The sequence below is a fragment of the Brachyspira sp. genome (assembly GCF_050873525.1).
Taxonomy (GTDB): domain Bacteria; phylum Spirochaetota; class Brachyspiria; order Brachyspirales; family Brachyspiraceae; genus Brachyspira.
Map to the genome: position 1 here is coordinate 1 of NZ_JBNMIZ010000107.1, position 8,617 is coordinate 8,617.

Genomic DNA, 8,617 nt, shown 5'->3' on the forward strand with positions numbered 1-8,617 from the left:
ACGGGCTTAACCATTGAAGAAATTAGCAAACTTTAAATACTCTGAAAATTTAAATAATTATAATATTTAGAATTTTCAAATTTATAATCGGCTCGCTATTTTATCAATTTGTAAAACTGCATATTTGCAATTAATACACAAATACATTATACTAATAAATAGTAAAACATAAAAATATAATCAAGGAGATAACTTATGAAAACTAATAAAAAAGAATCCGAATTACTTTCTATTGGTAAAGCACACTGCAAAAACAAAAAATATAAAGAAGCAATAAAAACGCTTTCGCAATTACTCAAATTGAATCCTAATAATACAAAATGTTTATATTATTTAGGGCGTTCGTATTATTGGAATAAAGAATATAAAAAATCTATAAAATCTTTTAAAAAAGCGGTAAAATTAAAACCAGATGATGCAAATAATTGGCATTGGTTGGGCTGTTTATATGACGATAATAAGCAATACAAAGAAGCTATAAGAACGCTTAAAAAAGCTATAGAATTAAATCCTGACGATTTTCTAAATTGGCATTGGTTAGGGCATTCATATAATAAAAACGGACAATATAAAAAATCAATAGAAGCCTTATTAAGAGCTATAGAATTGAATCCTAATGATACTCTTAACTGGCATTGGCTGGGAAGTTCCTACGCTTTAAATGGACAATACGAAGAAGCCATAAATTCTCTATTAAAGTCAATTAAATTAAATCCTAAATTTGAAAATAATTGGTATGGATTAGGAATTTCTTATTTCAATACTATGCAATATAAAAAATCTATAGAGGCGTTTACAAAAAATATAAAATTAAAATTTCCAAAGATTAAGTTAGATATTTTAAAAAATTTATATAATGATAGCGATAAAAAAGGATACTACAAAGAGGATGTAATAGAGTTTTTGCTAAAATCTTTTGCATTAAATAACGATATTAAGAAACATGCAAAATCATTATTAAGCGATATAGATTTTTATGTTGATAATGTGAAAAATTGGAATTCGTTAGGAATATCATATTTCAAAAATAATCAATATGATAAAGCTATAAAATCTTTACTTAAAGCGATTGAATTGGATACTAAAAATGAACTTAATTGGTATTGTTTAGGTAGAGCATATTTTGAAAATAATCAACATAAAGAAGCTATAAATTCATTTTTAAAGGCAATAGAATTAAATCCAGATAATGCTATACATTGGCGACAATTAGGAATTTCATATAGCGCTAATAAACAATATGAGGATGCTATAGAAGCCTTACTAAAAGCTATAGAATTAAATCCAAACGATTACATTAATTGGTTTTATTTAGGTAGCCAATATTTTCAAAAAAGAGATTATATAAAATCCATAGAATGCATATTAAAATCTATTGAATTAAATCCTGACGATGAGTATAAAGAATTTGCATGTAAATATTTAGAAAAAATGAAATTCGATATAAATAACGCGAATAGTTGGGTAGTTTTAGGACATTTATACAATAAAGATGAACGGCATGCGGACGCTATAAAATGTTTTCTTAAAGCCACAGAATTAAATAAAAACGAAGCTAATTATTGGAAATTTCTTGGAATTTCTTATTGCAAAAATAAGCAGTATAAAGAGGCGATAGAAAATTTATTAAAATCTATAGAATTAAAATCTGACGACTTTTCAACTTGGTTTTGGCTTGGCGCTTCTTATTATGAAAGTTTTCAATATAAACAAGCGGTAGAATCATTATTAAAATCTTTAGAATTAAACCCAAATGAAAAAGTTAAAGCCGATATAGAATATTTATTGAGAGATATTGGCGATTCGTATCTTCAAAGCGGAGAATATGAAGAATCTATAAATCTATGTTCTAAAGCAATCGAACTAAATCCTAATAATTTTCTTAATTGGCAGCTTTTGGGAAGTATTTTCTTTGAAACAAAGCAATTTCAAAACGGAGTGAAAGCTTTTTTAAGAGCTATGATATTAAACGAAAATGAAGAATATAAAAAATTTATAGGGCGGTTATTAAAAAATTTTGGTTTCGATATTAATAACGCGGAAAATTTGGGCAGAGTCGGTTATTCCTATTTTGAAATCGGGAAATATGAAGAGGCTATAAAATATTTATTAAAGGCAGTTGAATCGAATACAAACGACAGCAAATATTGGCATTGGCTCGGTTGTTCTTACTATGAAAGCAATCAGCATGAAAAAGCAATAGAATATTTACTAAAAGCAATAGAATTAAATCCAGATGATAGTTTAAATTGGCAATGGTTAGGCGGCGCGTATTTTCAAAATAAAAATTATAAAGAGGCAATAAATTCTTTACTCAAAGCGATTGAATTAAAACCCAAAAATTTGACGGAAGATTTTACGAATTATTTTGTTTTGGGCAGAGCGTATTTTGAAGAGAGACAATATAAAGAAGCGATAGAAAATTTTTTGAAAGCGGTAGAATTATCTCCTTCAAATCATCTTAATTGGCAGTGGCTTGGAATTTCTTACAATAAAAACGGACAATTTGAAAAGTCGATTGAAGCGTTACTTAAAGCTAACGAATTAAATTCTGAAGATGTTGGAAATTGGTATTGGCTCGGAATTTCTTATAATAAAAGCGAAAGATACGAAGAAGCGATTAAGTCTTTTAATAAAACTATAGAATTGAAACCCGAAAACGACAATCATTATTATTGGTTAGGAAATTCTTATTATAAAAATTGCGATTACGATAAGGCAATAGAATATTTATCAAAAGCGGTTGAAATTAATAAAAACAGTTCGATTAATTATAAATGGCTTGGCATTTCATTTTATACAATCGAAAAATATAAAGAAGCATCGGAAAATCTTTTGAAATCGTCTTTATTATGCGAAGGCGATTTTGAAACTTGGCGTTATCTTGGAAATTCGTATTTATTTTTGAAAGATTATTATAACGCATTTCATTCTTTTGAAAGAGGAATCGATTTTAATAAAGGCGTCCAAATTAATTCAAATAACGATTATATTTTGAAAGAACTTGGAGTAAATATTGACGATTCGCCTGCGATGATTGTGATTAATGACAGTTCGATATTGAATAATTATGGCGTGGTTTTGGCAAACTTAAATAAAATCGAAGAAGCTAAAAAATCGTTTGAAAAAGCTTTGGAACTAAATTCCGACAACGAAGCGGCTAAAAATAATCTTAATAATTTGAATTCGGATATTGAGAATTTGATTATACAAAAATAGAGTAGGGGAGAATAATGCAAAATAATCGGTATAAAATATTAAATATTTTGACAAATAAAATTATTCTGTTATAATATTCTTATGACTAAAAAAACTTTTAATCCACTAAACGATTGCTTTGTTCGGTATTTCTTTACCGATAAAGGCGGAGAAAAAGTTCTCCTCGATTTCATAAATGCCGTTATGATTAGCGCAGACATGAAAACTTTTAAAGCCGTTGAAATATTGAACCCGTTTAATTTGAAGCAACATTATAAAGATAAAGAGACTATCGTTGATGTGAAATGCATAACCAAAAATGGAACAGTCGTTATAATCGAAGTTCAGTTGTCGGGTAATTCAAAATTCCCAGAAAGAATATTATATTATTGGGCTATGAATTATAGCAAACTATTGAAAAAAGGCGAACAATATGATGAATTAACCCCAGTAATAAGTATCAACCTTCTTAATTTTAATTTAAATAAAAAAAGTAATAATGTCCACAGTTGCTATATGATTTATGATACAAAAAGCGAGAGATTATTAACCGACCATTTGCAGATACATATGATAGAATTAAAGAAATTTAAATTCAAAGATAATAACCTGCCAAAAGATTTAAATTGTTGGCTTGGATTTTTTACTACAAAAAATATGGAGGATTATATGTCAGAGATAGTAAAAGAAAAACCAATAATGGAAGAGGCTCACAAGCGATATAATAATTTTATAAGAAATCAATTAATGATGTCTGAATACGAAAAAAAAGAACTCTATCAATACGACAAAAAAATAATGCTCGCAGACGAAAGACGAATTGGTAGAAGAGAAGGAAAACTTGAAGGAATAAAAGAACGAAATTATACAATAGCAAAAGATATGAAATCTAAAAATATGGACATCAAACTTATAAGCGAAATTACGGGCTTAACCATTGAAGAAATTAGAAAACTTTAAATACTCAGAAAATTTAAATAATTATAATATTTACAATTTTCAAATTTATAATCGGCGAGCTATTTTTATCAATTCTGCGAAATATTATGCTTGCAATTAATATACAATTACATTATAATAAAAGATAGTGGTAGAGAACAAATAGAATTGAAAAACAACTCCATACAGAATTTAAAAGTTGGTTAATAAAAAGAATGAATATTAGTAAGGCTAAATATTTATATAGAATTTATCAAACTATATATAAAAAATAATAGAATAGGGGAGAGTTAAATTTAAAATATATGTTCTTCTTTACCTGCAGAAAGACGGACTTTAGACTTTAGTCAGCATGATTTATTGAAATTTATTTAATAATAAAAAAATTAAAAATTAAAGGAGTAAAAAATGCAAAACAAAAACAAAAAAGAAAACGATTTGATTTCGATTGGTAAATCTTATTTTGAAAAAGAAGATTATGAAAACGCTATAAAAACTTTTTCAAAAGCGACAAAATTACAGCCCGATAATATTGATAATTGGCATTGGTTAGGAAACTCTTATTTGAGAATTATGCAATATAAACAAGCTATAAAATCTTTTAGTAAAGCGCTCGAATTAAATCCTAATAATGACTTAAGTTTATGTTTGTTGGCGTTATCATATTTTGCAAACGAACAATATAGAAAAGTTATAAAATTATGTCTGGAAGAGATAGAAAAAGAACCCGACAGTTATTTTTACTGGCAACTTCTTGGAAAATCTTATTATTATAATAATAAGCCTAAAGAAGCAATAGAATCGTATTTAAAAGCTATAGAATTAGATTCCAAAAATCCTATCATTTGGGACAGCATAGGTTTAATTTATCTGGAAAACGGACAAAATAAAGAAGCTTTAGATTTTTTCGCAAAGGCAATAAAATTAGCTCCAAAAAACAGCCAGTATTGGTTTAATCTCGGGAATGCATATTATGGCGACAAGCAATATAAAAAATCTATAGAATGCTATTTGAAATCTGTAGAATTAGAGGATGGAAAGGTTGCAAAAAATCGAAGAAAATTTATGCTACAACTTAAAGGTTTTGATTATGACGATGCAAAATGCTGGCTTAAAGTAGGACAATATTATTATCTTGATAAAGAATATAAAAATGTCATAAAAACTCTTTTAAAATCCTCAAAATTAGACGGCAATATTTTTGAAACTTGGTATTATCTTGGCAATTCGTATTTGTTTTTGAAAGATTATTCTAACGCGGTTAAATCTTATAAAAAAGGAATTAAAATTAATCCTAATGACAGTTCGATATTGAATAATTACGGCGTGGCTTTGGCAAACTTAAATAAAATCGAGGAAGCCAAAAAATATTTTAATAAAGCGTTAAAGATAAATTCTGAATATAAAATGGCAAAAGATAATATTGATAATTTAAATTCTTCAAATATTAAAAGATTGCATATTGAAAGTAGTTATATAGAGTTATTAGAAAAGGCTATGCGATTTCAAATTTAATGGGGTTCAAATGGATGATAAAAAATTAAACCAGCGTTTATTGGAGCATGCTATAAATTATTATGGTATAAACCGTTTTAAACGATTATTCAGTGTTCGTTATAAAAAAGAATTAAAAAAGGGTGGAAAGGGATTTATTCCGAATAGAGTTTTGATGCAAATGGTAAATATGGAGGCTTATTACGGACCTTATAAAGAGGACGAACCAAAGGATAATTAAACCATTACAAATTTTGGAGGATTAACATGAATAGTCGACAGCGCATTGATAAATCTTTATTAGAAGAAAAAGATATTATATTAAAACTTGGCAAACATTGTGGAATAAAAATTCCGCCGATTGAAAAATTAAGAAAAAACGGAATGAATAAGCAATTTCCTGCAAGTGACGAATTAATGGTATTGCGTTATATAAGTTGTTTTTTAAGATGGTTTATGCAAGATGATGGTGTTTATAATTTGTATAAAAAACTAAAAAACGGCGAGTCGATAAATGATAATTAAGGGTAGGGTAGCGTAAGAAATTTATTAAAAATGTTTATATAATATATTAGACTAAAAATTAAAAGGAGATTTTTAATGGCAAAAGAAAAATTAACTAACGAACAAATGGAATTAATTTTTGACACTATGGAAAATATATATAGTGGAGATATTGGTTTGCAAGAAGGAGTTGATAAATTAACATATGAAATAGGTATATTTACTTCAACATCTTATCAGTTTTTCTATAATACATTTAAAAATATGAAAAATGGTAAAACATATAAGAGAGGATTTAACAATGAAATTATAGAATTTTTTATTAATAGACTTGGTGAAAAATATGGTAAAGAAATGTTAAAAAAATCTTTAGAAGCGACAAAAGGAAATATTAAATATTGGTATGAACAATACGGAAATAAATCAAAAGGATTACTTAACATATGCAGAAAAATATCAGAAGATAATAAAATAGATATTTCTTTTAAAGATAGTGAAGTGTTTCCACCTAAACCTAAAAAATATACAAAAGATAATTTCTTACAAGAAGTTTATATAACCGAAAACGAATACGATAAACTTGTGAAATTAATAACGGAAAAGAAAAATATTATATTGCAAGGTTCTGCGGGAGTAGGGAAGACTTACGCTGCAAAAAGACTTGCATATTCTATAATCGGAGAAATAGATAAAGCGCGAGTGAAAATGATACAATTTCATCAAAGCTATTCTTATGAAGATTTTATTATGGGTTATCGTCCAAATGAAAACGGTTTTGAACTTAAAGAGGGAGTTTTTTATAAATTCTGTGAAGATGCAAAAAATGACGAAGAGAACAAAGAATATTTTTTAATCATAGACGAAATAAATAGGGGAAATATAAGCAAAATTTTCGGCGAATTATTTATGTTAATCGAAAACGATAAAAGAGGCGAGGGCGAGGCTTTGGAATTAATCTATAAAGAAGACGAGAAATTTTTTGTCCCAGAAAATCTTTATATAATCGGTTTAATGAATACGGCAGATAGAAGTTTGGCAATGTTGGATTACGCTTTGAGGAGAAGATTTGCTTTCTACGACATGAAACCAGCTTTTGACTCGGAACAATTTAAAAAATATCAAAATAAATTGGATAATGATAAATTTAATTCGTTAATTGAAAAAGTTAAAGAATTAAATAAAGTAATATTGGAAGACGGTTCTTTAGGAGAAGGTTTTTGCATTGGACATAGTTATTTTTGTAATTTGGAAACTATAAAAGACGATAAACTTTCGCTAATCGTAGAATTTGAATTAATCCCGCTATTAAAAGAATATTGGTTTGACGATAAGGAAAAAGTAAATAATTGGAAAACTGAATTAAGGAATTCCATAAAATGATACCGATTGAAAATATTTATTTTATGCTTTCGTATTATTTTAAATTCGACGCGTTAAATAATCAAATAATAAATCTTGATAATATTGAAAACTTTGACAATATAGCCGAATTAACCGCTCAAATTCTTTATAGAGGTTTAAATATTTTATTAAAAATAGGACTAGCAAAAGAATATATTTTATGCGCCGAGCCGTTATCGACTTTAAAAGGCAAAATTGATATTTCCGCTTCCATAAAAACTATGTCGATGCATAAAAAACGATTAATTTGTTTATATGATAATTTTTCGATTAATTTTTATTTAAATAGAATAATTAAAACGGCAATTTGCGAATTATTGAAATGCGCAATTAAAAAAGAAACAAAAGAAGAATTAAGAAAAATTTTATATTTCTTTAAGGAAGTTGAAACTATAGATATATATAAAATAAATTGGAATATTCAATATAATCGAAATAATCAAATTTATCGTATTTTAATTTCTATATGCCATTTATTTATAAAAGGATTATTAATAAGCGATTTGCCCGAAAGAAAAAAGAGATTATTTTTGAATACTCCAAATGACGAAAAAATTTTAAATAGCAGATATATGTCCGATTTATACGAAAACTTTATTTTTAAATATTATTTAAATGAATTGAAAGAAAAAAATATTAAATGTTATCATAAATCAAATATAAATTGGAAAATCGACAATGATAATGAAGGCAAGATAGAAATGTTGCCAAAAATGGAAACTGATATTATGTTAACTTGTAAAAATAAAATTTTAATTATAGATGCAAAATATTATCCAAATTATACTCGAAAAAAATATAACAGCGAAGAAATAATTTCAAAAGATAAATTGATTTCTGAAAATTTATATCAAATATTTTCTTATGTAAAAAATAAAAATTTAGAAAATAAAAATTATGAAGTTTCGGGAATGTTGTTATATGCCAAAACTAATAAAAACAATATTGATATTAACGAAACTTATAAAATGAGCGGAAATAAAATAAGCGTTCGTTCATTAAATCTAACTGAAAATTTTAAAAGTATTGAAAAAGAATTAAACGAAATAATTGAAGAATTTTTTAAAAAATAAAATTTAAA

7 protein-coding genes are annotated in these 8,617 nt (G+C 26.4%); all 7 read left to right on the top strand.

The window, feature by feature from the left end; all coding sequences use genetic code 11:
- The first annotated feature begins 195 nt into the window (after positions 1–195).
- The 7 genes from ACR0QS_RS08125 (at position 196) to ACR0QS_RS08155 (ending at position 8,609) form a co-directional block, all read left to right on the top strand.
- Positions 196–3,219 carry a tetratricopeptide repeat protein gene (locus ACR0QS_RS08125; RefSeq protein WP_432632942.1) on the top strand — a complete coding sequence of 1,008 codons (3,024 nt, stop codon included), beginning with the start codon at positions 196–198 and terminating at the stop codon, positions 3,217–3,219.
- A gap of 81 nt (positions 3,220–3,300) precedes the next feature.
- A complete protein-coding gene (locus ACR0QS_RS08130) occupies positions 3,301–4,158 on the top strand; it encodes an Rpn family recombination-promoting nuclease/putative transposase (protein ID WP_432632943.1) in 858 nt (285 codons plus the stop codon).
- A 387-nt stretch (positions 4,159–4,545) separates the two neighbouring features.
- Positions 4,546–5,652, top strand: a complete 1,107-nt coding sequence (locus tag ACR0QS_RS08135; protein ID WP_432632944.1) for a tetratricopeptide repeat protein — start codon at positions 4,546–4,548, stop codon at positions 5,650–5,652.
- Between the two features lie 10 nt (positions 5,653–5,662).
- Complete coding sequence (locus ACR0QS_RS08140) at positions 5,663–5,872, top strand: hypothetical protein (protein WP_432632945.1); 210 nt, start codon at positions 5,663–5,665, stop codon at positions 5,870–5,872.
- Between the two features lie 26 nt (positions 5,873–5,898).
- Positions 5,899–6,156, top strand: a complete 258-nt coding sequence (locus ACR0QS_RS08145) for a hypothetical protein (RefSeq protein WP_432632946.1) — start codon at positions 5,899–5,901, stop codon at positions 6,154–6,156.
- Between the two features lie 75 nt (positions 6,157–6,231).
- Complete coding sequence (locus tag ACR0QS_RS08150; protein ID WP_432632947.1) at positions 6,232–7,515, top strand: AAA family ATPase; 1,284 nt, start codon at positions 6,232–6,234, stop codon at positions 7,513–7,515.
- Positions 7,512–8,609: a 5-methylcytosine restriction system specificity protein McrC gene (locus ACR0QS_RS08155; protein WP_432632948.1), complete on the top strand. Its 1,098-nt coding sequence runs from the start codon at positions 7,512–7,514 to the stop codon at positions 8,607–8,609. The genes ACR0QS_RS08150 and ACR0QS_RS08155 overlap by 4 nt, the downstream gene beginning before the upstream one ends.
- Positions 8,610–8,617 lie beyond the last annotated feature (8 nt).